Origin of the sequence: Falsiroseomonas frigidaquae (assembly GCF_012163145.1) — a bacterium.
Classification (GTDB): Bacteria; Pseudomonadota; Alphaproteobacteria; order Acetobacterales; family Acetobacteraceae; genus Falsiroseomonas; species Falsiroseomonas frigidaquae.
Genome location: NZ_JAAVTX010000009.1, coordinates 71,087 through 95,999 on the forward strand (window position 1 = coordinate 71,087; position 24,913 = coordinate 95,999).

23 protein-coding genes and 1 other RNA gene are annotated in these 24,913 nt (G+C 70.8%); 10 read left to right on the forward strand and 14 right to left on the reverse strand.

Translation table 11 applies throughout. The features are described from left to right. Nucleotides 1-31: 31 nt before the first annotated feature. The 4 genes from HB662_RS26490 to hflK form a co-directional block, all read right to left on the reverse strand. Nucleotides 32-1,564, reverse strand: a complete 1,533-nt coding sequence (locus HB662_RS26490) for a DegQ family serine endoprotease (RefSeq protein WP_245185928.1) — start codon at nt 1,562-1,564, stop codon at nt 32-34. A 124-nt stretch (nt 1,565-1,688) separates the two neighbouring features. Then, nucleotides 1,689-1,886: a DUF2065 domain-containing protein gene (locus HB662_RS26495; RefSeq protein ID WP_342449592.1), complete on the reverse strand. Its 198-nt coding sequence runs from the start codon at nt 1,884-1,886 to the stop codon at nt 1,689-1,691. Between the two features lie 3 nt (nt 1,887-1,889). After that, nucleotides 1,890-2,930 (reverse strand): protease modulator HflC, encoded by a 1,041-nt coding sequence (hflC, locus tag HB662_RS26500; RefSeq protein ID WP_168054655.1) that lies wholly within the window; start codon nt 2,928-2,930, stop codon nt 1,890-1,892. Next, nucleotides 2,927-4,003: an FtsH protease activity modulator HflK gene (hflK, locus tag HB662_RS26505; RefSeq protein WP_342449593.1), complete on the reverse strand. Its 1,077-nt coding sequence runs from the start codon at nt 4,001-4,003 to the stop codon at nt 2,927-2,929. Before hflK ends, hflC begins: the two co-directional genes overlap by 4 nt. Nucleotides 4,004-4,446: 443 nt before the next feature. Between hflK and HB662_RS26510 the strand changes: the two genes are divergently transcribed. After that, a complete protein-coding gene (locus tag HB662_RS26510) occupies nt 4,447-5,565 on the forward strand; it encodes an Mrp/NBP35 family ATP-binding protein (RefSeq protein ID WP_168054659.1) in 1,119 nt (372 codons plus the stop codon). Between the two features lie 67 nt (nt 5,566-5,632). On the opposite strand, the gene HB662_RS26515 is transcribed toward HB662_RS26510, so the two are convergent. Genes HB662_RS26515 through thyX form a run of 4 tightly spaced genes read right to left on the reverse strand, consistent with a single transcriptional unit; the run spans nt 5,633 to nt 8,292 of the window. Next, nucleotides 5,633-6,523 carry a ribokinase gene (locus HB662_RS26515; protein WP_168054661.1) on the reverse strand — a complete coding sequence of 297 codons (891 nt, stop codon included), beginning with the start codon at nt 6,521-6,523 and terminating at the stop codon, nt 5,633-5,635. Next, nucleotides 6,520-7,116 (reverse strand): HD domain-containing protein, encoded by a 597-nt coding sequence (locus HB662_RS26520; protein WP_168054663.1) that lies wholly within the window; start codon nt 7,114-7,116, stop codon nt 6,520-6,522. Before HB662_RS26520 ends, HB662_RS26515 begins: the two co-directional genes overlap by 4 nt. Next, on the reverse strand, nt 7,113-7,364 hold the full coding sequence (locus HB662_RS26525; RefSeq protein WP_168054665.1) for a hypothetical protein: 252 nt from the start codon (nt 7,362-7,364) through the stop codon (nt 7,113-7,115). The genes HB662_RS26520 and HB662_RS26525 overlap by 4 nt, the downstream gene beginning before the upstream one ends. Then, on the reverse strand, nt 7,354-8,292 hold the full coding sequence (gene thyX, locus HB662_RS26530) for an FAD-dependent thymidylate synthase (RefSeq protein WP_168054667.1): 939 nt from the start codon (nt 8,290-8,292) through the stop codon (nt 7,354-7,356). Before thyX ends, HB662_RS26525 begins: the two co-directional genes overlap by 11 nt. A 107-nt stretch (nt 8,293-8,399) precedes the next feature. On the opposite strand from thyX, the gene ssrA reads away from it, so the two are divergent. The 3 genes from ssrA (at nt 8,400) to HB662_RS26545 (ending at nt 11,075) form a co-directional block, all read left to right on the forward strand. Further along, nucleotides 8,400-8,710: a transfer-messenger RNA gene (gene ssrA / locus HB662_RS26535) on the forward strand. 66 nt (nt 8,711-8,776) lie between these two features. Beyond that, nucleotides 8,777-9,277, forward strand: coding sequence for an SspB family protein (locus HB662_RS26540; protein ID WP_168054669.1), 501 nt, complete (start codon nt 8,777-8,779; stop codon nt 9,275-9,277). Between the two features lie 124 nt (nt 9,278-9,401). After that, nucleotides 9,402-11,075: a fumarate hydratase gene (locus tag HB662_RS26545; RefSeq protein WP_168054671.1), complete on the forward strand. Its 1,674-nt coding sequence runs from the start codon at nt 9,402-9,404 to the stop codon at nt 11,073-11,075. 124 nt (nt 11,076-11,199) lie between these two features. Here the strand turns inward: HB662_RS26545 and HB662_RS26550 are convergent, their stop codons facing one another. Next, the gene (locus HB662_RS26550; RefSeq protein ID WP_168054673.1) at nt 11,200-12,753 is read right to left on the reverse strand and encodes an ABC transporter substrate-binding protein; all 1,554 of its coding nucleotides are present in this window, start codon (nt 12,751-12,753) and stop codon (nt 11,200-11,202) included. Nucleotides 12,754-12,950: 197 nt separating this feature from the next. Here HB662_RS26550 and HB662_RS26555 point away from each other — a divergent pair, with 197 nt between their 5' ends. Genes HB662_RS26555 through HB662_RS26570 form a run of 4 tightly spaced genes read left to right on the forward strand, consistent with a single transcriptional unit; the run spans nt 12,951 to nt 15,477 of the window. Then, on the forward strand, nt 12,951-13,349 hold the full coding sequence (locus HB662_RS26555) for a RidA family protein (protein WP_168054675.1): 399 nt from the start codon (nt 12,951-12,953) through the stop codon (nt 13,347-13,349). 4 nt (nt 13,350-13,353) lie between these two features. Then, the gene (locus tag HB662_RS26560) at nt 13,354-13,764 is read left to right on the forward strand and encodes a VOC family protein (protein ID WP_168054677.1); all 411 of its coding nucleotides are present in this window, start codon (nt 13,354-13,356) and stop codon (nt 13,762-13,764) included. Between the two features lie 59 nt (nt 13,765-13,823). Further along, the gene (locus HB662_RS26565) at nt 13,824-15,236 is read left to right on the forward strand and encodes a class II fumarate hydratase (RefSeq protein WP_168054679.1); all 1,413 of its coding nucleotides are present in this window, start codon (nt 13,824-13,826) and stop codon (nt 15,234-15,236) included. Between the two features lie 16 nt (nt 15,237-15,252). After that, on the forward strand, nt 15,253-15,477 hold the full coding sequence (locus HB662_RS26570) for a ribbon-helix-helix domain-containing protein (protein WP_168054681.1): 225 nt from the start codon (nt 15,253-15,255) through the stop codon (nt 15,475-15,477). 3 nt (nt 15,478-15,480) lie between these two features. Here HB662_RS26570 and HB662_RS26575 read toward each other — a convergent pair whose 3' ends face one another. The 5 genes from HB662_RS26575 to HB662_RS26595 form a co-directional block, all read right to left on the reverse strand. Beyond that, complete coding sequence (locus HB662_RS26575; RefSeq protein ID WP_168054683.1) at nt 15,481-16,014, reverse strand: SRPBCC family protein; 534 nt, start codon at nt 16,012-16,014, stop codon at nt 15,481-15,483. Further along, nucleotides 16,014-16,373, reverse strand: a complete 360-nt coding sequence (locus tag HB662_RS26580; RefSeq protein WP_168054685.1) for an ArsR/SmtB family transcription factor — start codon at nt 16,371-16,373, stop codon at nt 16,014-16,016. The genes HB662_RS26575 and HB662_RS26580 overlap by 1 nt, the downstream gene beginning before the upstream one ends. Nucleotides 16,374-16,536: 163 nt before the next feature. Beyond that, a complete protein-coding gene (locus tag HB662_RS26585; protein ID WP_342449594.1) occupies nt 16,537-16,812 on the reverse strand; it encodes a hypothetical protein in 276 nt (91 codons plus the stop codon). 92 nt (nt 16,813-16,904) lie between these two features. Beyond that, a complete protein-coding gene (locus tag HB662_RS26590; RefSeq protein WP_168054689.1) occupies nt 16,905-19,751 on the reverse strand; it encodes an AsmA family protein in 2,847 nt (948 codons plus the stop codon). A gap of 22 nt (nt 19,752-19,773) precedes the next feature. Next, nucleotides 19,774-23,406 carry a hydantoinase B/oxoprolinase family protein gene (locus tag HB662_RS26595; RefSeq protein WP_168054691.1) on the reverse strand — a complete coding sequence of 1,211 codons (3,633 nt, stop codon included), beginning with the start codon at nt 23,404-23,406 and terminating at the stop codon, nt 19,774-19,776. A gap of 131 nt (nt 23,407-23,537) precedes the next feature. Here HB662_RS26595 and HB662_RS26600 point away from each other — a divergent pair, with 131 nt between their 5' ends. Both HB662_RS26600 and HB662_RS26605 read left to right on the forward strand, forming a co-directional pair. Continuing rightward, nucleotides 23,538-24,044, forward strand: coding sequence for a winged helix DNA-binding protein (locus HB662_RS26600; RefSeq protein WP_168054693.1), 507 nt, complete (start codon nt 23,538-23,540; stop codon nt 24,042-24,044). 48 nt (nt 24,045-24,092) lie between these two features. Beyond that, complete coding sequence (locus tag HB662_RS26605; protein ID WP_168054695.1) at nt 24,093-24,863, forward strand: TerB family tellurite resistance protein; 771 nt, start codon at nt 24,093-24,095, stop codon at nt 24,861-24,863. Nucleotides 24,864-24,913: the final 50 nt, after the last annotated feature.

The following is a 24,913-nucleotide window of genomic DNA, read 5'->3' on the forward strand; positions in this document are numbered from 1 at the left end:
AGAGGGTTCTTGAGGGATCAGGCAGGCGCCCTCACCCCGGGTTGCCTTGCGGCGCCGCCAGGCGCAGCGGCACCCAACGCTGGCCCTGCGCGCTCTCGATCAGCAGCAGCGCGGTGGCACGGTTCTGGCGGCGCAGCGCCTCGAGCCGCGCCTGCACCTCGGCGGGGCTGTTCACCCGCTCCTGCTGCACTTCCACAATCACGTCGCCCGGGCGGAGTTCCCGCTCGGCGGCGGGGCTGCCGGGGGAAACCTCGGTGATCACCACGCCGCGGCTTTCCGGCCGCAGGGTGAAGCGCTCCCGCGCCTCGGGCGTGATCGGGCCGATCTTCAGGCCCAGCCCGGCCAGTTCCAGCGTCTGCGGGCGTGCATCCGGGGCCGGGTCGGGCGTGCCGGCCTGGGCCGCCTCGGCGGGCAGCTCGGAGACCGTCACGTTCAGCGTCTGCTCCCGGCCATCGCGCCAGACCACAACCGGCGCCTGCCGGCCGACCGGCGTATCCGCCACGATGCGCGGCAGGTTGCGCATCTCGCGCACCTCCTGGCCGTTGAAGCGCAGGATCACGTCGCCGGCCTGGATGCCGGCGGCCGCCGCCGGGCCATCCTCCTGCGCCCTGGCCACCAGGGCGCCACGGGCGCCGCCCGGCAGGGACAGGCTCTCGGCGATCTCCTCCGTCACCTGCTGGATGTTCACGCCCAGCCAGCCACGCCGGACGCGGCCGACATCGCGCAGTTGCGCCGCGATGTTGCGCGCCAGATTGGCCGGGATCGAGAAGCCGATGCCGATCGATCCGCCGGAGGGCGAATAGATCGCGGTATTGATGCCGATGACCTCGCCGGCCAGGTTGAACAGCGGGCCGCCGGAATTGCCGCGATTGATGGCGGCATCGGTCTGGATGAAGTCGTCATACGGACCCTGGCGGATGTCCCGGCCGCGGGCGGAGACGATGCCGGCGGTGACGGAGCCGCCGAGGCCGAACGGGTTGCCGATGGCCAGCACCCAGTCGCCGACCAGCGCCGTGTCGCTGTCACCGAAGGTCACGAAGGGCAGCGGGCGTTCCGGCTGCACCCGCAGCACGGCGATATCCGTGCGCGGGTCGGTGCCGACCAGCTCGGCGCGCAGGGTGGTGTTGTCGGACATCACCACATTGATTTCATCCGCGCCGTCGATGACGTGGTTGTTCGTCACGATGATGCCGGAGGCGTCGATGATGAAGCCGGAGCCGAGCGACTGGCCGCGGCGGCTGGGCGGCTGCGGCCGGTTCGGCTGGCCCCCGGGCGGGCGGTTGCGCTCCAGGAAGTCGCGGAAGAATTCCTCGAAGGGGCTGCCGGGCGGCGCCTGGGGCACCTCCGGCCCGCCGGGTGGCGTGCCGGGGCGCTGCTGCTGGCGGGCCTGGGCGGCAGCCTGGCTGGTCTGGATGTTGACCACGGCCGGCAGCAGGCGCTGGGCCAGCGGCGCGAAGGTCATCGGCGCGCCGGGTGGCGGAATCTGCGCCGTGGCCGGCAGGGCTGGCAGTGTGGCGAGCGGCGCGGCCAGCGCCGCGACCATCAGCAGGGGGGCAAAGCGCAATTGCGGCAACCTTCTTCCGGATAGGATGGGCACCGGGCCCGGGGCCCTGCGCGGCAGGGCAACAGATTGGCATGGCGCGGATGAATCGTAAGCCCGTCCTGGCATGACGAGCCTGTCACCCGTTTCAGAGACCGACGATGATCCAGGCCGCCGCGACCCCGATCGCCGCCGCCACCAGCCCGCCCTGCCGAAGCCGTTGCTCGGGCAGGGATGCGAGGCGGGCCAGCGTGGCCTTCATGGCGCCGGGGAAGGCCGCATAGCACAGCCCCTCCAGCGCCAGCACGACGGCCACGCCCGCCAGGACGTGGCCGAAATCCAGCACGCGCTATTGCGGCGCGGGCGTCGGCGCCACCACCGGTGGCGGCGCGGACGGCGCCGCAGGAGCCGGGTTGGCGGAGGCGGCCGGTGCCGAGGGAGCCGGTGCCGAAGCAGCCGGGGCCGAAGCAGCCGGGGCCGCGGCCGCGGGGGCCGAGGCTCCGCCAGTACCCTGCGGTATCAGGCTCGCCGGCATGCTCTCCCGGAAGAAACGGAAGAACTCGCTGTCCGGCGACATCAGCAGGCGCGTCTCACCCGAGGAGAAGGCTTCGCGGTAGGCCTGCATGCTCCGGTAGAACTGGAAGAACTGCGGGTCCTGCTGGAAGGCATCGGCGAAGATGCGGATCGCGTCCTGCTCGCCCTGGCCGCGCAGGATATCGGCCTGTGCCTGGGCTTCGGCCAGCAGCACGGTGCGCTCGCGGTCGGCGCCGGCACGGATCCGGGTGGCTTCCTCCTGGCCGCGGGCGCGTTCCTCGGCGGCGACGCGCTGCCGTTCGGATTGCATGCGGGACAGGATGGCGTCCGTGTTCTGCTCCGGCAGATCGGCGCGGCGGATGCGGACATCCAGCACCTCGATGCCGAAGGCCAGCATCTCCTCATTCACCAGGCGGCGGATTTCGCCCATGATTCGCGCGCGGTCGTTGGACAGCACCGACAGCAGCGGCTCATTGCCGAGCACCCGCCGGACAGCGGAGGTGACGACGGAGTTGATGCGGGCGCGGATGCCGGATTCGAGCGGGCCGACCGTCTGGTAGAAGCGCAGCGGGTCGGTGATGGAGTAGCGCGTGAAGCTGTCCACGCTCAGCCGGCGCTGGTCGCCGAGGATGATCTCCTCCGCCGGGGCGTCGAAGTCCAGCAGGCGGCGGTCGAAGGCGATGACCGACTGCACGAACGGGATCTTGGCATGCAGCCCCGGCTCGCGGATCACGCGGATCGGCTCGCCGAACTGGGTGATCAGCACCTGCTGGGTCTGGTGAACGGTGAACAGGGTGGAGGCGGCGACGATCAGGGCGACGACGGCGACGACCGCGAGTGCGACGAGCTTGTTCATCGGATCGCTCCCGCCGGGCGCGCCGCGCCGGGCTGTGCCGGATTGAGCTGCGGCACGGGTTGGCCGCCCTGGCGCTGTGGCTGGCCCTGTATCGGCCCCGGCCGCGCGCCGTCCAGGTTGAGGAAGGGCACCATGCCCTGCAGGTTGTTGTCGATCAGGATGGTCGGGTTGCGGCGCAGCACCTCCTCCATCGTCTCGAGGTACATGCGGCGCACCGTCACGTCCTGCGCTGCCTGATAGGCCGACAGCACGGAAAGGAAGCGCTGCGATTCACCACGGGCGCGGGAGATCTGGCTCTCGCGGAAGCCCTCGGCCTCCTGCACCAGACGCTGCGATTCACCGCGGGCGGCGGGGATGATGCCGTTGCGGTAGGATTCCGCCTCGTTCCGCGCACGCTCGCGGTCGGCGCCGGCGCGCTGCACGTCGATGAAGGCGTCCACCACGCGGGCGGGCGGCTGCGCGTTCTGCAACTGCACCTGGGTGATTTCCACACCGGCCTGGTACTGGTCCATGATCCCCTGGGTGCCGGTCCGCACGGCCTGCTCGATCTGGGCGCGCGCCTCGGTCAAGGCGGGCTGGATCGGGGTGCGGCCGATCACTTCGCGCATCACGCTCTCGGCGGCGGATTTCACCGTGGCCTCGGCGTTGCGGGTGTTGAACAGGAAGGCGCCGGCATCGCGGATGCGCCAGAACACGGCGAAGTCGATGTCGATGATGTTCTCGTCGCCGGTCAGCATCAGGCTTTCTTCCAGCACGTCCCGCGCCGGAATCGGGCGCACGGCGTTGCCGGAATCGGCCGAGGCGCGGAAGCCGACATCGACCCGGTTGATGCGGGTGACGCGCGGCGTGGTGACGCTCTCGACCGGCCAGGGCAGGTGATAGTTCAGGCCGGGCTGGGTGGTCTGGGTATAGGCGCCGAAGCGCAGCACGATGCCCTGCTCATCCGCCTGCACGCGGTAGATGCCGGAGGCGAGCCAGCCGCCGACCAGCAGCAGGGCCAGCAGGCCGAGGCCCGCGCCGCCCATGCCGCGCGGCAGCATTCGGCGCGCCGCATCCTGCGCCTGGCGGATCATGTCATCGAGGTCGGGTCCGCGGCCACCGCCGCCGCCCCCCTGGCCTCCGCCCGAAGGCGGCTGCGGCTGCCCCCAAGGCCCGCCGGGCCTGGGATTGCCCCAGGGGCTGGGTCCGCCGCTGCTGTTCCACGCCATAGGGCTTTAGGCCTCCTCCAAACTCAGCAAGACTATTGCCACGCCCATCCCGGCAAAGGGAGGGGTGCGGCGACCGCACCAACGGTCCATATGGGGCACGCCTGTCCCAGGTGAACCGGCCCGGATGGTTGCCCGGCGGATCGCCCGGATCAGCACGTCCCGGTCGGGTCGGCACGTCCCTGTCGGGGTAGTCCCGTCGGGAACGGTGCCGGCACCGCCCGAGGGTGGGCCGCCAGGCGCGCAGCATCGCGTGCCGCGGCCTTGGCCGATAGGCGCGATATCGTACGGAAGAGAGGGTATTTCAAGCGATGAGCGAAGGGCTGGAGCAGGCGGTGCGGGCCGCGCTGCGCGGTGTGCGCGACCCGGCAAGCGGCCAGGACGTGGTCAGCGCCGGCATGGTGGATGGCCTGGCGGTGAAAGCCGGCATGGTGCAGTTCGCCCTGCAGGTGCCCCGCGAAAGGGCGCGGGAGAGTGAGCCGCTGCGCGCTGCCGCGGAACGCGCCGCCGCCGGCGTGCCAGGCGTGCTCTCCGCCACCGTGGTGCTGACCGCCCACCGGGCGGAGCCGCCGAAGCCTGCGGCGCCATCCCGCAAGGCGCCGCCCGGCGGCACGCCCGGCAAGGGGGAGATGCTGCTGCCGGATGTCGGCGCCATCGTCGCCGTCGCCTCCGGCAAGGGCGGCGTCGGCAAATCCACCACCGCGGTCAATCTGGCCGTGGCGCTGGCGCTGCAGGGGCTGAAGGTGGGGCTGCTGGACGCCGACATCTACGGCCCTTCCCTGCCGCAGATGCTGGGCACCCGCGAACGCCCGCGCACCGAGGGACAGCGCATCATCCCGCTGTCGCGCTGGGGGCTGAAGGCGATGTCGATCGGCTTCCTGGTGGAGGAAGAGACGCCGATGATCTGGCGCGGCCCGATGGTGATGGGCGCGCTGGAGCAGCTGATGGGCCAGGTCGAATGGGGCGCGCTCGATATCATGATCGTCGACATGCCGCCCGGCACCGGCGACGCGCAGCTGACGATGAGCCAGCGCGTGCCGCTGGCCGGCGCCGTCATCGTCTCCACGCCGCAGGACGTGGCGCTGCTGGATGCGCGGCGCGGGGTGAAGATGTTCGAGCGGGTCGGCGTGAAGGTGCTCGGCCTGATCGAGAACATGGCCTTCTTCTGCTGCCCGAATTGCGGCCACCAGACGGATATCTTCGGCCATGGCGGCGCCAAGGCCGAAGCCGCGCGGCTCGGCGTGGAATTCCTCGGCGAGCTGCCGCTGAAGCTGGCGATCCGCGAATTGGCCGATGCCGGCACGCCGATCGTCGCCGCCCGGCCGGAGACGCCGGAGGCGCAGGCCTACCAGGCCATCGCGACCCGGCTGCGGGAGAAGCTGGCGGAGAATGCCGCGGCCGCCGGCGGGCCGAAGATCGTCATCGAGTAGCCAGCATCGCGATCATTATCGCGTAGCCAGCATCGCGATCATTATCGCGTAGCCAGCATCGCGATCGTCATCGCGTAGCCAGCATCGCATCCGTCTCCGCCGCCACCGGCATGGCCGGCGCGGCGCCGGGGCGGGTGCAGGCGAGTGCCGCGGCGGCGGCGGCGCGGCGCATCGCCTGGATCAGCGGCAGGCCGCGGTCCAGCCCCGCGGCCAGCACGCCGCACCAGGTATCCCCGGCGCCGGTGGTATCCACCGGCACCACCGGGAAGCAGGGGATGCTGGCGAGGCCGGCCGCCGTCGCCGCCTCCGCCCCCGCCTCCCCGCGCGTCACCGCGACGGCGACGCCGAGCGCCAGATGCAGCGCCGCCGCGCTGTCCTCCGTGCCGAGCCGCGCGGCCAGCACCGCGGCCTCATGCTCGTTCAGCACCAGCAGATGCAAGGCGCGCAGCACCTCCAGCGGCAGGTCGCCGGGCGGCGCGAGGTTCAGGATACATTGTGCGCCGAGACTGGCGGCGCGCAGCACCAGCGCGGCCACTTCCCCGGCCGGGACTTCCATCTGCAGCAGCAGGATGACGCCAGGATGCAGCGCCGCATCCTCCACCTGCGCCGCACGGGCCATCAGGTTGGCGCCGGGAGCGACGGCGATCTGGTTGCGGCCTTCGCGGTCGACGCAGATGCTGGCGCAGCCGGTCGGCGCATCGACCACGATCAGCCGGCTGAGATCCACGCCCGCGTCGCGCATCGCGCCGGTCGCGACCAGGGCCAGGCCATCGCCGCCGACGCAGCCGGCGAAGGCGACCTGCGCGCCATCCCGCGCCGCGGCCACCGCCTGGTTGGCGCCCTTGCCGCCCGAGAGTTGCTGGAAGCCATCGCCAAGCACGGTCTCACCGGGGGTGGGCAGGCTGGGGACGCTGAAGACGAGGTCGGTGTTCGCCGAACCAAAAACGAGGATGCTCATTCGCGGAACATGCGCCCGGCGCGGGCGCGGTCATAGAGGGTCGCGATCAGCGTCTCGAAGACCGGGGCGACCCGGCGGGCCGGATTCATGCGGCCATGCGTCGCCGCTTCCGCGATGCCGGCGTCCCGCCAGTGCCCCGTCCCGATGAAGCCCTGGAGAAAACCCTGGGCGCGGTCGCAGGCCATGGCGAAGCGGGCCTCCGGCGTCTCGGCTTCCTCGAATTCCTCCCACAGCCCGCGCAGCTTCCGGCCGAGATCGGGTGGCAGGGTGGCGAAGACGATGTCGGCGGCCGCCTTTTCCCGCGCTGCCTGGGTCAGCAGATGCGCCTCGTCATAGGCGAAGGTGTCGCCGGCCTCGATCTCCACCAGGTCGTGGGCGACGATCATCGCGAGCGTATGGCCGAGGTCGGGGCGCGGCTCCGGCATGTCGGCATGCAGCAGCAGGGCGACCAGCGCCACGTTCCAGCAATGCTCGGCGGAGTTCTCGCGGCGGGAGGTGCCGTCGGGGTTTGCGGTCTCGCCGCGGCGCTCGATGTGCTTCAGGCGGTCGGCGAGGGCCAGGAATTCGATCAGCGCCTCTGTGCGGGTGCTCATAGTCCCGCCGTCCAGCGGCCGAGCAGGAAGCCCAGCAGCACCGCCCCGCCGAGGAGCGCGAAAATCTCGCCGAACATGGCATGCGCCAGCGGCAGGCCGAGCGTGATCAGGGCCACCAGCAGCGCGACCTTCCACCAGCGGGCCAGCCATTCCGGCCGGGCCGGCGCCTTGCCCTTCGCCCGCGCCCGGGGTGCGCCGGCGGCGGGCCGGGCGCGGGGCGCGCGCCTGGCTGCGGGGCTAGAGGCCACGGCCGATCGTGTCCATCAGCTCCCGCCATTCCCGCTTGGACAGGCCCGAATCCGCCTGCTCCACCGCCTCCCCCGCCAGCATCCGGCGCAGGATGCCGAGCATCTGGGCGGAGAAGGTGACGGCGCCGAGCCGGTAGTCGCGGAAGGCGCCGGTGGCGATCGGCACCCAGGCCTCGGCGCTTTGCATCATTGCCTCGGCATAGACGCGGATCTCGTACTGGGCATGGGCGTCGGCCCGTAGCGAAAGGAAGTTGAACAGATTGTGGAGGTCGGTCTTCCAGTACCACTGGGTATAGGCGTTCAGCGTCAGGTTCATTCTCCCGAGCTCACGCGCCAACCCCTGCCGCCCCGGATCGATGGGTTCCCCCTTCTCATCCTCGTTCAGCATCTCGACATAGTGGTCGTAGTTTCGCGTCGCATCTTCCCGCAGCAGGTCCAGGACCCGCGCGGCCTCCGCGCCTTCCAGCACCGCCCCCCTGCCCTGGCGGTTCATCGAGGACTGCGCGGCCAGGTTCTCGGCCGCCGGGATGTAGAATTCGCGGTCCAGGATAGAGTAGCGCGCCGAGTACTCGTTCACGTTGGCCGTGCGGTGGCGGATCCATTGCCGGGCGACGAAGATCGGCAGCTTCACATGATACTTGATCTCGCACATCTCGAAGGGCGTCGAGTGGCGGTGGCGCATCAGGTAGCGGATCAGGCCGCGATCCTCGCTGACGGCCTTGGTGCCGCGGCCGTAGGAGACCCGGGCCGCCTGCACGATGGCGGCGTCGTCGCCCATATAGTCCACGACGCGAACGAAGCCGTGGTCCAGCACCGGGGTGGCGGTGAAGAGCATCGCCTCCAGCGCCGGCACTGTGGGCCGGCGGGTCTGGTGGGCGGCGCTGCGCGCGGCGTCGATTTCCTGCTGTTGGGCGTCAGTGAGCGCCATACGGAATCGTCCAAGGTGAAAGTTTGCGCTTCACTAGCCTACGGCGCCCGGCGCGGCACCCCCTTACAGGGCCGGCGCGGCACCCGCTTTGTCGGTCCCGCTACGCCCCCCTGGATATTCGCCCCGGAAGCGCCTACATAAGGTCCGTCGCCTCGGCGACTATGGTGATAAACGCGACCTGGAATAATCGTTGCGGACCCGGGGGCAGTGCCCGGCGCCTCCACCAATTCCTTCGGGAGACATGGGGGCGAAACAGCTTCGACGCGCGTGGTAAAGAGGTCGTTTTTGCCCGGCATTGTACCGCCGTTATCGGGCTAATCTCTAAGTGCGAACGACAATAGCCGCGAGGCTTACGCACTCGCTGCCTGAATAAGGTAAGCGCGGTTCGGGGGGCACCGGGCAACAGAAGCCCCCCACTTACCCTTGCCTGCCTCTTCCGTGCGCCTGCCCGCGGGCCTATGGTCCCCTGCAAAGGGATGCATACATGAGCGACGACGCCCAGCCGGCCGAAAGCCTGATTCCGTATGAGCGGTGGACCGACGACGCGCTGCGCGAAGTGGTCATCCGTGGGCTCGAACTCGCGGCCAGCAGCGGCCTGCCGGGGGAGCATCATTTCTACATCACCTTCCGCACGGACCATCCCGCCACGCGGGTGCCGGGCCATCTGAAGGCGCGCTACCCGCAGGAAATGACGGTGGTGCTGCAGCACCAGTATGAGGGGCTGGCGGTGGACCGCGCCGGTGGCAGCTTCACCGTGCGCCTGCATTTCGGCGGCGTGCCCGCCACGCTGGTGGTGCCCTTCGCCGCGCTGACCGGCTTCGCCGACCCCGCCGTGCGTTACGGCCTGCGCTTCCAGCCGATGCTGGATGCCGCGCTGGACCTGCCCGATGAGGCCGAGCCCGAGCTGCCCGCCCCCGCCGCGCCAGAAGCCCCCGCCCAGGTGGTGAGCCTCGACGCCTTCCGGCGCCGTCCGGCCCGGGACTGAACGCCCGGGATTGGCCGCCGGGGATCGGCGGCCGGGGCCGGATCAACGGCCCGCATCTGGCCCGGCACCTCGCATGGATCCTTCGTTCGGTTGTCCGGGGCCCGGACTGCCGTGGAGAATGGCAATGACTGCACCGCTCGACCTCGATTCCCCCGTCATCGCGCCGACCCGGCCCGAGGGCTTCCGCTATAGCCCGATGTATCCGCTGGGCCCGGATGCGACGCCCTTCCGCAAGCTGGACATTGCCGGCGTCAGCACCGCCACCTGCGACGGGCAGACGGTGCTGAAGATCAAGCCGCAGGCGCTGGAGGAACTGGCCTTCGCCGCGTGCAAGGACGTCTCCCACCTGCTGCGTCCCGCGCATCTGGCCCAGCTCGCAAAGATCCTGCAGGACCCGGAAGCCAGCCCGAATGACCGCTTCGTGGCGCTGGACCTGCTGAAGAACGCCAACATCGCCGCCGGTGGCGTGCTGCCGATGTGCCAGGACACCGGCACCGCCATCGTCTTCGGCAAGAAGGGCCAGCGGGTCTGGGTCGAGGGCGATGAGGAGGAGGCGCTGAGCTACGGCGTCCACCGCACCTATACCGAGACCAACCTGCGCTATTCGCAGATGGCGCCGCTGACCATGTGGGACGAGGTGAACACCGGCAACAACCTGCCCGTCGAGTTCACCATCCTGGCGCAGCCCGGCGACTACCACGCCGATGAGATGCACCTGATGTTCGTGCTGAAGGGCGGCGGATCAGCCAACAAGACCTTCCTGTACCAGCAGACCCGCGCGGTGCTGAACAAGCCCAAGCTGCTGGCCTTCCTGGAAGACAAGATCAAGACGCTGGGCACCAGCGCCTGCCCGCCCTACCACCTGGCCATCGTCATCGGCGGCACCAGCGCGGAGGCGAACCTCAAGACGGTGAAGCTGGCCTCCACCAAATGGCTCGACACCCTGCCGACCGAGGGCAGCAAGGCCGGCCACGCCTTCCGCGACATTGCCTTCGAGGCGGAGGTGCACAAGCTGACGCAGAACCTCGGCATCGGCGCGCAGTTCGGCGGCAAGTATTTCTGCCATGACGTCCGCGTGGTGCGCCTGCCCCGGCACGGTGCTTCGCTGCCGATCGGCATCGGCGTGTCATGCAGCGCCGACCGCCAGATCAAGGCGAAGATCACGCCGGAGGGAGTGTTCCTGGAACAGCTCGAGCACGAGCCGGCCAAGTATCTGCCGGAAGCCACGGATGAGATCCTCGGCGGCGACGTGGTGAAGATCGACCTGAACCAGCCGATGGACGCGATCCGGGCCGAGCTGTCGAAGCACCCTGTGAAGACCCGCGTGTCCCTCACCGGCACGGTGGTCGTGGCCCGCGATATCGCACACGCGAAGCTGCAGGAAAGGCTGGACCGCGGCGAGGGCCTGCCGGACTACCTGAAGAACCACCCGGTCTATTACGCCGGCCCGGCCAAGACGCCCGATGGCTACGCCACCGGCAGCTTCGGCCCGACCACCGCCGGGCGCATGGACAGCTATGTGGAGGCCTTCCAGAAGGCTGGCGGCAGCCTGGTGATGCTGGCCAAGGGCAACCGGAGCAAGGCGGTGCTGAAGGCCTGCCAATCCTATGGCGGCTTCTACCTCGGCTCCGTCGGCGGCCCCGCCGCGCGGCTGGCGCAGGACTGCATCCGCAAGGTCGAGGTGCTGGAATACCCGGAGCTGGGGATGGAGGCCGTCTGGCGCATCCAAGTGGAAGATTTCCCGGCGTTCATCGTGGTGGATGACAAGGGGAATGATTTCTACGAGGGGCTGGAGTAGCCCGGCCCGAGCCCCCACCCCAACCCTCCCCCGCAAGTGCGGGAGAGGGAGCCGCGCCTCCTCTCCCCCTCCCCCGCTTGCGGGGGAGGGTCTGGGTGGGGGCCTTGCTCCCGCCCCGCCCGCTTCAGCGCGGCTGGATTTCCACCGCCCGCACTTCCTCATCCGCCCGCGCCCGGAAGGTCAGGCCGGCCTTGCCGGCATTGACCGAGCGCAGGATGCCCACCCCGATGATCAGCGCCTCGTCCGCCGTATGCCGCACCAGGGCGGCCAGCTGGCGCGCGCGGTCGGCATCGTCCAGCGTCGCCCGGGCGCGCTGGATCGCCGCATCCGTCTCCGGCGTCCCGGCACCCGTGAAGTTCAGCGCCCCCAGCCCCGTCACCACGCCGCGGCGGTGGATCTGCGATCCGATGAGGTAGGAGGTCTCGCCGGTCAGGGACCCGAACACCGTCACGAAGACCCCGTAGTCCCGCCGGTTGCGGCGCGGCAGGAAATTGGCCTGCGGCACCACCTCCACCGTGGTGCGGATGCCGATGCGGCTCCAGGCGGCGGCGATCGCCTGGCAGACGCGCGGCGTACGGTTGGGCGAGCAGAACAGGTTCAGCCCGAAGCCCTGGCCCCAGCCGGCTTCCGCCAGCAGCGCCCGCGCCGCGGCCAAGTCAGGGGCCGGCACCGGGCGATCCGCCACCGCGCCGAAGATGAAGGGTGGCACGGCCTGGTCCGTCGGGTCCGCCAGGCCTTCCAGGATGGTCCGGGCGATGCCGTCGCGGTTCAGCGACAGCGACATGGCCCGGCGCACGCGGGCATCCTTCATCGGGTTGCGGCCACCGGCATCGATGCCCGGCGCGTCGTCCCGCTCGACATCCGGATAGATGTTCACGGCGTAGATGGACGGCCCGGCGAACAGGGTGACGCGCTGGTCGCTGCGGATGCGCTCGGCATCCTGCAGCGGCACGTTGTTGATGAAGTCCACGTCGCCGGCCAGCAACGCGCCGACGCGGGCGGCGTCGTTCGGGATCGGCGTCATGCTGACGCTCTCCCACGGCACCGCGCCGCCCCAGTAATCCGCGTTCCGGCGCAGCACCAGCGGGTCGTTGGCGCGCCAGCTTTCCAGCTTGAACGGCCCGGTGCCGATGACGGCGCGGCCGGAGTTGAACTCCGGGTTGCCGAGGCCGGCGACCGATTTCGGCACGATGAAGATCTGCGTCAGATTGGTCGGCAGGTTCGGCGTCGGGCCATCCGTGCGGATGCGGAAGGTCAGGTCGTCCACCACCTCCACCCCGGCCACGCCGGCAAGGTAGATGGTATAGGGATTCGGGTTGCCCGGCACATTCGGCACCCGGGCGAAGGAGGCCGCGACATCGGCCGAGGTCAGCGGGCTGCCGTCATGGAAGCGCACGCCGGGGCGCAGCTTGAACTCCCAGGTGCTGTCGTCCACCACGCGCCAGGATTCCGCCAGGCCCGGCCGCAGCGCCATGGCGGCATCGCGCATCACCAGCGTGTCAAAGATGTTCCGCAGCGCGCCGGTGTTGGACAGGTTCAGCAGCCAATGCGGGTCCAGCGTGCTCGGCGGCGACTGGATGCCGATTCGCAGGGTCTGCGCCTCCGCGGGGCGCGGCAGCAGCCCGGCCGGCACGGCCAGCAGCGACAATCCCAGGGCGAGGCGCGTGACGAAACCCATGCAATACAATCCTTCCTGCCATCCGCGCCATCGGGCGCCGTCGCGCCAGATTGGCACCATTCCGCAAGCTGTGCACAGTCTCCGGGCCATTTCCGGCTGGGCGGAGGTTGTGCCGCCGAAAGCGGCCCTTCCTGCCGCAGCGCCAGTGGGTTATGGCTTGCCCACTTTCCAGCCACAGACCGGGAACCGATCCTTACATGGCCCGTAGCCGCTTTTCCTCCGGCAGCCGGTTTGAAGAAGAAATCGGCTATTCGCGCGCCGTCATCGATGGCGACTGGATCTTCGTCTCCGGCACGACCGGCTACGACTATGCCACCATGACCATCGCCCCCGGCGTGGTGGACCAATGCGAGCAGACCTTCCGCAATATCGAATTCGCGCTGCGCCAGGCCGGCGGGCGGATCGATGACGTGGTGCGTGCCGTCTACCTGGTGCCGGACCGCGCCGACTGGCCGCTGTGCTGGCCGGTGGTGAAAAAGTGGCTCGGCCGCGCGCGCCCTGCCTCCACGATGATGATCGTCGGCCTGCAGACGCCGGAGATGCGGATCGAGATCGAGGTGACGGCACGGCTGCGCCGGCGCGAAGGGGACAAATAGGCTCATGCGCTTTGCCGTCGATCGCCTCGACCACCTCGTCATCACCTGCGCCGAGGTCGAGATTTCGGCCAATTGGTACCAGCGCGTGCTGGGCATGGAACGCGACAGCTTCGGCGAACCGCCGCGCGTCGCACTGAAATTCGGCGGCCAGAAGATCAACCTGCGGCCGCGCGGCGCGACCCAGGCCGAGTGGTTCTCCTCGGTCGTCGCCGAACCCGGCACGCAGGATCTGTGCTTCATCGTCACCGTGGCGGCGGAGGATATCGCGGAGCATCTGCGAAGCTGCGGCGTGACGGTGGAAGTGGGGCCGGTCGCCAAGCAGGGTGCGCTGGGGCCGATCACCTCGGTCTATTGCCGCGATCCGGACGGCAACCTGATCGAGATCGCCAGCTATGGCGACCGATTCACCGAATAACCATCCGTGATGGGCGCCGCCCCCTGGCCCGCCCCATCTCCTTGCGAAAGGAGACCGGCATGACCCAGACCCGCACCGAGACCGACAGCCTCGGCACCATCGAGATCCCCGCCGACCGCCTGTGGGGCCCGCAGACGGAACGCGCGCGGCTGCTGTTCCGCATCGGCTCGGAGCGTTTTCCGCCAGGCCTGATCCGTGCCGTCGGCCTGCAGAAGCAGGCGGCGGCGCAGGCCAATGAACGGCTGGGCGAACTGGCCCCGGACCTCGCAGGCCCGATCGCGGCGGCGGCGGCGGAGGTGGCGGCGGGGCAGCACGATGCGGAGTTCCCGCTGCCGGTCTGGCAGACCGGCTCCGGCACCCAGACCAACATGAATGCGAACGAGGTGATCTCGAACCTCGCCAACCGGGCGCTCGGGCAGCCCTTGGGCAGCCGCAAGCCGGTGCATCCGAACGACCATGTGAATCGCGGGCAGTCGTCCAACGACAGCTTTCCCACCATCATGCATATCGCGGCGGCGGAGGCGGTGGCGGGGCGGCTGATCCCGGCGCTCGGCACGCTGCATGCCAGCCTGGCGCGCCGCGCCGCCGAATGGGCCGACCTGGTGAAGATCGGCCGCACCCACATGATGGATGCGGTTCCGGTCACGCTCGGCCAGGAAGCCGCGGCCTGGGCCTGCCAGGTGGAACTCGGCATCGCCCGGCTGCAGGACGCGCTGCCGCGGCTGATGCCGCTGGCCCAGGGCGGCACCGCCGCCGGCACCGGGCTGAACACCCACCCGCGCTTCGCCGAGACCTTCGCCGGCATCGCGGCCGAGCTCACCGGCCTGCCCTTCACCGCCCATCCCAACCCCTTCGAGGGCATGGGCGCGCATGATGCGCTGGTGGAGCTTTCGGGCGTGCTGAACACCATTGCCGTGTCGCTGAACAAGATCGGCAACGATGTGCGGCTGCTCGGCAGCGGGCCGCGGGCGGGTCTGTCGGAACTGGTGATCCCGGCCGATGGCCTGTCCAGCAGCATCATGCCGGGCAAGACCAACCCGACGCAGTCCGAGGCGCTGACCATGGTCTGCGCCCAGGTCATGGGCAACCACGTCACCGTCACCATCGGCGGCGCGCAGGGCCATCTCGAACTCAACGTGTTCAAGCCGGTCATCATCCAGGCCGTGCTGCAATCCGCCGGGCTGCTGGCCGATGTTGCGGAAAGCTTCGCCGCCAACATGGTGGACAAGCTGGAGCCGAACCGGGCGAAGCTCGCCGACAACCTCGGCAAGTCGCTGATGCTGGTCACCGCGCTGAACCCGCGCATCGGCTACGACAAGGCGGTCGCCATCGCCAAGCTGGCCCTGGCGGAGGACATCACCCTGAAGGCCGCCGCCGCCCGCCTCGGCCATGTCAGCGAGGCCGATTTCGACCGCTGGGTGCGGCCGGAGGACATGCTGGCGCCGGGCGGCACGCTGGACGGCGGCGGGTGAATCCGCGCCGGGCCAGATGAAGCATCTGCGGAAGCGGTCTTTCCGCCTGGCCGGGCACCGCACCTCGGTGGCGCTGGAGGCCGAATTCTGGGCGGTGCTGGACGCCCTGGCGGCAACGCGAGGCCTGAGCCTGGCAGCGCTGGTGGCCGAGGTGGATGCGGCGCGGCCGGTGCCCGACCTGCCACTGGCCAGCGCGCTGCGGGTGCACGCGCTGGCCCAGGCCGGGCAGGATCGCGGCTGAAGCTCAGGCTGGCAGCCTGGAATCGTATTCCTGCTTCAGTCGCAGCCAGCCCTCCCAGAACACCGGCGGCTGGCGCCCATTCGCCCGCGCCAGCAGCATCTCCAGATGCATGTGCCAGCCAGCCGAGACATTCAGCAGCGTCGCGCGGTCCGGCACCCGGCTGTGGATCAGGGTGAGCAGCACCTGGCTGCCCTTCGGCTCAAGCTGGAAGGACACCTCGCCGCCATTGCCCCAGGCGATGGCCAGCAGGCGCGGCGGGTCGAGCGCCAGGATGCGGCTTGCCAGCCGATGCTCCTCGGAAAAGCCCGGCGGGCGCGGGCTCGGCGGGTCGTTCAGCTCGCCATTGCGCCAGACCAGCTCGAAGGGGGCGCCGACCGCCAGGGTCATCTCCCCGGCCGCCAGCCATTTGCGGCGCAGCTCGGAGTCGGTGAGCCAGGCCCAGACGCGCTCGATGGGGCCGGGCAGCAGGCGTTCGATCTTCAGCGTGGCGGGCTCGACCAGCACGCCATGCGGTTCCAGGCTCGCGGTCTCGGTCATCACTCGTCTCCTTTGGCAGGGGTCCGGCGCGCATCCTCCTCGAGGAGGAGCTGGTCGAGCACATCCAGCCGCGTCGTCCAGAAGCCCTCGTAGAAGGCGAGCCAGCGATGCGCGCTGGCCAGCGGGCCGGGGTCGAGGCGGCACAGATGCGTGCGGCCCCTCACCTCCCGCCGGATCAGCCCGGCCGCTTCCAGCGCCTTGATGTGCTTGGAAGCCGCGGCCAGCGAGATCGCGAAGGGTTCCGCGAGCTGGCCCACCGTAAGCTCGCCTTCCGCCAGTGCCCGCAGCATGCGGCGGCGGGTGGCATCGCCGAGGGCGTGGAAGACGCTGTCCAGGATGTGTGCTTGATTCTCAACCATGTGGTTGAATATGCAGGCGCGCGCCAGAAAAGTCAACCGTTTGGTTGACTAATGCCGCGGACCCCCGAAATGCGCCCCGCCAGACCCGCGGATGCCGAAAGGTCCGCCCCCGCGCACTGGCGCGGCGCCCCTGTTGGCGGGCGCAGGTCGCAACCCGCAGGTCTTACTGTGCGGCTTCCATATCCTGCGCCGCCACCAGGTCGCGGTTGCGGAGCAGCCACAGGCGTTCATGCGCGGCGCAGAGCGTCTCCGCCCCGCGCCGGCGGTCGCGCATCGGCTGCGCGGCGTTGCGCATCGCCATCTCGCAGCACACGAGCAGCAGGCGCGCGGTTTCCAGGTCGCCCTGGTCGCAGGCCTGGTGGAAGGCCAGCAGGATCTTGTCCGGCAGGCGACGGGTGTAGAGCGGCCTCTGCGGCTGGTTCTCGGCTTGGTTGTCCACGGCGCATCTCCGAATGCCGTTCATCCCCATGCATCGCGACCGGGGACGGTACTGGATGCATCACAGGCGGGTGAATGTGGACGTGGTGTTGCTCAGCCGCGTTCCGCGCGCCAACGGGCCCAGGCGGAGGTCTCCGGCAGCGCCCGCGGCGCCTCCGCGGGGCCGGTCAGCCGCAGGCCGAGATCCGGCGCCTCCGGCACCGCCGGCCGGGCCAGCAGGCGCAGATCCAGGGTCGCCCGCGGCAGGTCGATCTCGCCGGCCAGGGTGGCGGTGGCGCCGCCCTCCGCGACCAGACGGGCGGCATCCAGCCGCAGCCGGCCCGATGCCAGCGTCGCCTCCACCTCCAGCCGCTCGAAGGCGGTGGCGCCGGACAGCATCGCCTCCCGGATCGCGGCCTCCGCGACCAGCGCATCCGGCCCGGCGCTGGCGGCGGAGGCGGCCACCAGGTCGAAGCCGGCCAGCACCCCGTCCCGCAGGTCCAGCTGCAGGCGGCCGGAGACGGTGGAGACCAGCGCGCCGGGGGAATGCCCCACCGCTTCCAGCGTGAAGCCCAGGTCGCCGCGGGCCGCGGCGAGGTCGATCGGCAGGCCGAACACCGGCTCGCCCAGCGTCGCTTCGGTCAGGCGGCCACCCAACGCCAGGCGCGGCGGCAGGCCGGGCGGGGTTTCCCCCGTCAGCGTCGCTTCCAGCCGGCCGCCAGCCAGCCGGGCGCGCAGGCCATCGAGCCGGAAGCCGCCCTCGGAGAGCAGCAGGATGGCGGAGGCGTCCTCCGCCACGGCGCCGCCAATGGCGATCCGGGCCGCTTCCAGCGCCAGTTCCGCATCCAGCCCGCGCAGCGCCTGCACCCCCAGCGGGTCCAGCGCGCGCCAGCCCGGGAAGGGCAGCGGCAGGCTCTCCGCCGTCACCCGTCCGGTCAGGCGCGGCCGGGGCTGCGCCGTATCCAGCGCCAGTGCGCCGCGCGCCCGCAGGGAAGCGGCAACCAGCTCGAAGCTCTCCGCGCTGATGCCGCGCGGCCCGCCGGCCAGCGAGGCGATCAGGGAAAACGACCCCTCCCCCAGCCATTCCCCGGCGCTGAGCCCGAAGGCCTCGGACAGCAGCCGCGGCGCGCCCGGGTGGCGCAGCGTCACGCCGAGGTTGCCGCGCCGCTGCGGCACATCCAGCGTGCCGGACGCCTCCAGGCGAAGCTCGCCCAGCTCCGCCGTGCCGCGCAGCGCCAGCGCCTCCATCGTGCCGCCGCCGGACAGGCGCAGCGCCACAGGCAATTCGGCCAGCGCGGTGCGGTCCGGCCATTCGCCCGGCAGCAGCAGCGACAGGCCGCGGGCGGAGGAGCCGGTGGCCTCGAAGGTCAGATCCTGCAGCCGCAGCTGCGGCGCCAGCGCCAGCACGCCGGAGGCCGCGATATCGACTTCCGCCAGCCGCCCGGACAGGCGCCGCAGCGTCAGCCGGCCACCCTCCAGCGCCGCATCCAGCGCCGCGCGTTCCAGCACGGCCTCGCCGCGGATCACCCGTTCCGCCGCCAGCCGCAGGTTCAGGTCGACCGTGCCAAGCGCGCGGCCGGCGCGCACCGGGTCGAAGCCCCGCGGCAGCCAGCGCGCCAGGTCCAGCGTGTTGATGGACAGCCCCAGCCCCAACGCCGGGCGCGCCCCATGGCGCAATACGCCGGCACCGGAGATCTGCAGGTCGCCGAAGCTGGCGGTGAATTCGGGCATCGCCGCCTGGGCGTCTTCCAGCACCAGCCGCATGCGGCCCTCGCCCCGGCGCAGCAGGGTCGGGTCCAGATCCTCCACCGGCAGGCCCATCGCCGCCGCGCTGGCGCGCAGATCCGGCCCGGCGAAGCGCGCCACCAGTTCCAGCCGCTGCCCGGCGGTGGCACCGGCGAGGTCGAGCTGCGTCTCGCCCGGCAGCAGCAGCGAAATATCGGACAGCGTCAGCCGGCCTTCCTCGAGGAAGGCGGCGCCGCGCAGCCTGCGCAGCGTGACGCCGCGATACAGCCCGGCCTCGGCCGACAGGTCGATGGAGATCGGCCAGGACCGCGTGCCACCCGCCCGCAAGGCGGCGACCCAGCCATCCAGGTCCAGCCGGCTGGCGACCAGCGCGATATCCAGGCGCGGCGCCGGCGACAGCCGCAGCGCCACCGCGCCGCGCGCCGGATTGCCGGCGATCTCGATCGCCAGTTCATCCGCCGCGATCAACTCGGCGGAGGCGGAAAGCCGGCCGGCGGCGCGGAACGGGCCGGCGGGGCTGGGCAGCAGGGCCGAAAGGTCGGGGCCGCTGGCCTCCACATTGCCCTCGAAGCCGGTGCCGGGGATCAGCACGCCGCGGGCATTGCCGAGGATTTCCGGCAGCACCACCGCCATCTCGAAGGTCGCGATGCCGTCCCAGCCCGGCCGGCCGAGCGAGGCGGTGAAGCGCGTGGCGCGGCCATTCCAGGTGAAGGCGCCCGCCATCTCCAGCGATTGCGACAGGCCGCCGGAGGTCAGCCGGGCGGAGACGCCCTCCAGCACCGCATCACCGACGCGTACCCGGCCATCCTCCAGATTGGCGTCGAGCTGGGTGATCCAGGAAGGCGGGCGCAGCGACAGCAGCGGGCCAGGTGGCCAGGGCAGCGTGAGATCCGCACCGACCAGTGCGATCTCGCGCGGTGCCAGGCGGCCGCCGATCAGCGCGCCGAGGTCGAGCCGCACCCGCAGCAGGCGGGCGGTGAAGCTGTATTCCTCTCCCGCCTCGCCCACCGCGACGCCGCCGACGCGGACCACCGGCTGCGGCAGCAGGGCGAGTTCCACCGGGCCCTCCAGCGTGACCGGCCGGCCGAGCTGGGCGGAGGCGAGATCCGCCAGCCGGCCGCGCCAGGGTTCCCAATCCACGAAGCGCGGCCCGATCCACAGGCCCAGGCCGACCAGCCCGAACAGCAGCAGCAGCGCGGCGAGAAGGCGCTTCATGGCGAGGCGGATCCGGCGGTCATCAGGCGGCCGGCGCGCCCCGAGTCCTGCCCCAGCCGCCGCCACCCGGCGTCTCCAGCCCCAGCACGTCGCCGGGGTTCAGGCTGGCGCGGTCGCAGCCGGCCATCTCCGTGATCGTGCCATCGCTGCGTTCCACCCATTGCCGCCCCGGCGCCCCGGCCGCGCCGCCATGCAGGCCATGCGGCGGAACGCGGCGGCGGGATGCGACGATGACGGCCTCCATCGGCCGCAGGAAGCGGATGCGCCGGCGGCTGCCATCGCCACCCGCCCATTGCCCGGCACCGCCCGACCCGCGCCGGATGGCGAACTCCTCGAGCCGCACGGGGTAGCGGAGTTCCAGCACTTCAGGGTCCGTCATGCGCGTGTTGGTCATATGCGTCTGCACGGCGGAGGTTCCGGCGAAACCGGGGCCGGCGCCGGTGCCGCCGCATACGGTCTCGTAGTATTGGTAAACCGCATCGCCGAAAAGCAGGTTGTTCATGGTGGCCTGGGCCGAGGCGCAGGCATCCAGCGCCGCCAGCAGGGCGTTGCAGGTCATCTGGCTGACCTCCGTATTGCCCGCCACCACCGCCGCGCCGCCGCCCGGGCCGCCGGCACGCGGGGCGAGGAAGCTGCCCTCCGGCACGATGATCTCGAGCGGCACCAGGCAGCCATCGTTGAGCGGGATCTCCTCCCCCACCAGGCAGCGGAAGCAGTACAGCACCACCGCCCGGCAGACCGCCGCGGGAGCGTTGAAGTTGTCCGGCCGCTGTGGCCCGGTGCCGCTAAAATCGATGGTCGCGCTGCGCGTCGCGCGGTTGACGCGGACCGCGACCTTGAGCGGCGTGCCGTCGTCGATGGTTGTCTCGAAGCTGCCATCGGCCAGCCGGTCGAGCACGGAGCGGACCGCTTCCTCCGCATTGTCCATCACGTGGCGCATATAGGCGCGCACCGTCTCCAGCCCGAAATCGGCCACGGCGCGACGCAGTTCCTGCACGCCCTTTTCGTTGGCGGCGACCTGCGCGGTGATGTCGGCCACATTCACGTCGGGACTGCGGGCCGGGTAGCGGGCGCCGGCGAGCAGCGCGCGGAACTCCGCCTCCCGCATCCGCCCCTCGGCGACCAGCAGGAAATCGTCGATGACGACGCCTTCCTCCTCCAGCGTCTTCGACCCCGGCGGTGTGGAGCCGGGGGTGAGGCCGCCGATATCGGCGTGGTGGCCGCGGGAGCCGACGAAGAACAGGATCTCCTTCCCTGCCTCATCGAACACCGGGGTGATGACGGTGACATCGGGCAGATGGGTACCGCCGTTGAACGGGTTGTTAAGCGCCACGACATCGCCGGGCCGCAGCGTGGCGGACCGGGACCGGATGACGGTGCGCACGCTTTCGCCCATGGCGCCGAGATGCACCGGCACATGCGGCGCATTGGCCACCAGGCGTCCGGTCTCGTCGAAGATGGCGCAGGAGAAGTCGAGTCGTTCCTTGATGTTCACCGACAGCGACGTGTTCTGCAGCACGGCGCCGGTCTGTTCGGCGATGGACATGAACAGGTTGTTGAACAGCTCCAGCATCACCGGGTCCACCCGGCTGGCATCGGCGATGCGCGCCGCTTCCCGCTGTTCCGTCCGCCGCAGGATCATGTGGTTGCGCGCCGTCACCTCCGCGGTCCAGCCGGGCTCCACCACCGTGGTGGCGATCGCCTCCCGGATCAGCGCCGGGCCGGCGATGCGGTCGCCAGCGCGCAGCGCCTCGCGGTCCAGCACCGGGGCCTGGTGCGCCGCACCGGCCATGAAGACCGGCACCTCGGCCAGCGCGTCCGGCGCCTTGCCGGCGGCGCGTTCGGCCAGCGCGGCCTCGTCCACCTGCTCGCCGGGCGAGGTCACTTCCACCACGCAGGCTTCCACCACCACCTGGCGCTCGGGCGTGGCGAAGCCGAAGCGCTGGCGATGGGCGTTGGTGAAGGCTTCCAGAACCTGCTCATGCGTGCCGAAGGGCACGGCCAGAAAGCTGTCGGTGCCGGCATAGCGCAGATGCAGCCGGCGGGCGGCGCGCAGCGCGGCGGCGGCGGCGCCCTGGCGCACCAGTTCCTCCCGCCCCGCCTGGTCCAGCGCGTCCAGGCGCTGGGCGAGGTCGTCCATGCCCTTCGGGCTCAGCGGCGCCTCGACCGCCGCCTCGCGGATCGCGCTCTGGTCGGCCAGGCCCATCCCGTACGCCGAGAGCACGCCGGCGAAGGGGTGCAGGAACACGGTCTCCATGCCGAGCTCATCCGCCACAAGGCAGGCATGCTGGCCGCCGGCGCCACCAAAGCATTGCAGGGCGTAGCGGGTGACGTCGTGGCCCTTCTGGATCGAGACCTGCTTGATGGCATTGGCCATATTGGCGACGGCGACGCGGAGAAAACCTTCCGCCACCGCCTGCGGGTCCTGGGGCTGGCCGGTGGCGGCTTCAATCTCCGCCGCCAGGGCCGTGAACTTCGCGCGGACGATCCCGGCATCCAGCGGCTGATTGCCATCGGGGCCGAAGATGGCGGGAAACTGCGCCGGCTGGATCTTGCCGACCATCACATTCGCATCCGTCACGGTTAGCGGGCCGCCGCGGCGGTAGCAGGCCGGGCCGGGCACCGCGCCCGCGCTTTCCGGGCCGACGCGGAAACGCGCGCCATCGAATTTCAGGATCGAACCGCCGCCGGCGGCGACGGTGTTGATCGCCATCATCGGCGCCCGCATCCGCACGCCCGCAACCTGCGTCTCGAAGGCGCGCTCGAACTCGCCGGCATAGAGCGCAACATCGGTGCTGGTGCCGCCCATGTCGAAGCCGATGATTTTTTCAAATCCCGCCATGGCGGCGGTGCGCGCGGCGCCGACGATGCCGCCGGCGGGGCCGGAGAGGATCGCATCCTTGCCCTGGAAGCTGCGCGCCTCGGCCAGCCCGCCGGAGGATTGCATGAAGTAGAGCTTCACACCGGGGAGTTCGCCGGCCACCTGCTCCACATAGCGGCGCAGGATCGGCGAGAGGTAGGCATCCACCACCGTGGTATCGGTCCGCGGCACGATCCGCGGCAGGGGCGAGGCCTCGTGGCTCAGGCTGATCTGGGTGAAGCCCGCATCGCGCGCCAATTCGCCGATGCGGATCTCGTGCGCCGGATAGGCCCAGGCATGCATGAAGGCGATGGCGACGGCGCGGATGCCCTTCGCATGCGCCTCGGCCAGCGCGGAGCGCGCCGCAGCCTCGTCCAGCGCCTCGATCTCGGTGCCGTCCACCGCCATGCGGCCGCCGATCTCGGCGACGCTTTCCTGCAGCAGTTCGGGCAGCTTCACCTGCAGGTCGAACAGCCGCGGGCGGGCCTGGTTGCCGATGCGGGTCATGTCGGCGAAGCCGCGATTGACCAGCAGCAGCACCCGTTCGCCCTTGCGTTCCAGCAGCGCGTTGGTGGCGACCGTGGTGCCCATCTTCACCGCCTCGATGGTGCCGGGCGGGATGGGTGCATCGGGCGCAAGGCCGAGGCAGGCGCGGATGCCGGCCACCGCGGCATCGCGGTAGCGGCCGGGATTCTCCGACAGCAGCTTGCTGGTGGTGAGGCGCCCCTGCGGGTCGCGCGCCACGATATCCGTGAAGGTGCCGCCACGATCGATCCAGAACTGCCAGCCGCTCATGCCCACACCCCTTCGGTCGGTCGCTGATCACATCCGGCGCCGCATCGTGCAAGGCTGCCCGGACGTTCCGCATTCATTGACAATTTACCAACAAATCGTCAACGTATTCCGGCAGCGACAGGGAGATCTCGATGCCTGGCCAACCCGTGGTCTCCTCGGCGCATCTCGCCGCAGGCGCCTCCCCTGCCCTGTCGGAGGTGGAGTACGGGCTGATCCTGGCCGGCCACGGCTTCCACCGCTGGATGGTGCGCTGCATGGCCGCCGCCGGGCGGCCCGGCATGTCGGCCACCGAGATCCTCATCCTGCACACCGTCCGTCACCGCGACCGGCCGAAGCGCCTGGCGGATATCCTGCTGGTGCTGGACATCGAGGATACGCACATCGCCAGCTACGCCATCCGCAAGCTGCATGAAGCCGGGCTGGTCGCCACCAGCCGCGCGGGCAAGGAAAAGCTGGTGGCCGCCACCGAGGCCGGCGCCGCGCTCTGTGCCGCCTATGCCGAAGTGCGCGAACGGCTGCTCGCCCGCCCGCTGCGCGGCGCCGGCCCGGCGGAGGACCAGCTTTCGCAGGTTGCGGAACTTCTGCGCGGCCTGTCCGGCTTCTACGACCAGGCCGCGCGGGCCGCTGCCACCCTGTAGCCCGGCGCCGGTCCGTGCTAGCACCGCGCGGACAGGGGTGAGGAACGCTTGAGCATCTGGGGCAAATTGCTGGGCGGAGTCGCTGGCTTCGTCACCGGCGGGCCACTCGGCGCGGTGATGGGCGCCGCCCTCGGCCATGCGGCGGACCAGGGGCCGGGCGGGCGCGTTGCGCCCGGCGCGGCGGATCTGGCCGCGCTGCTCGGCAATCGCGAAACGCTGTTCGCGATCTCCGTCATCGTGCTCTCGGCCAAGCTGGCCAAGGCGGATGGGCCCGTGCAGCGGTCGGAGATTGACGCCTTCAAGGCGATGTTCCGCATCCCGCCGGAAAACCTGCGCGAAGTGGCGCAGATGTTCGACGAGGCACGCCGCGACACCGGCGGCTGGGAGCCTTTTGCCGAACGGCTCGGCGAGGCCTTCGCCGACAACCGCGCGATGCTGGAGGATGTGCTGGCCGCGCTGTTCTACATCGCCCGCGCCGATGGCCCGATGACCAAGGGCGAACTGCGCGTGCTGCAGGGCGTGCACCAGCGCTTCGGCCTGGATGCGGCCGCCTGGGACCGCGCCAAGGGCGGCCAGGCCGGACAGGGCGGTGCCGCGCAGCGGCGGGTGGAGGAGATCGACGCCTATTCCGTGCTCGGCCTGCCGGCCAGCGCGACGGATGAGGAAGTGCGGCTCGCCTGGCGCAAGCTGATGCGGGAGAATCACCCGGACGGCCTGGCCGCGCGCGGCGTGCCGGCGGAATTCGTCGACCGCGCGACGCGCAAGGTGGCAGAGATCAACGCCGCCTGGGACCGCATCAAGCGGCAGCGCGGGCTGTGAGGCTGCTTCAGCGGTCCCAGGCCCTTGCCAGAACCTCCGCGCCACGCGCG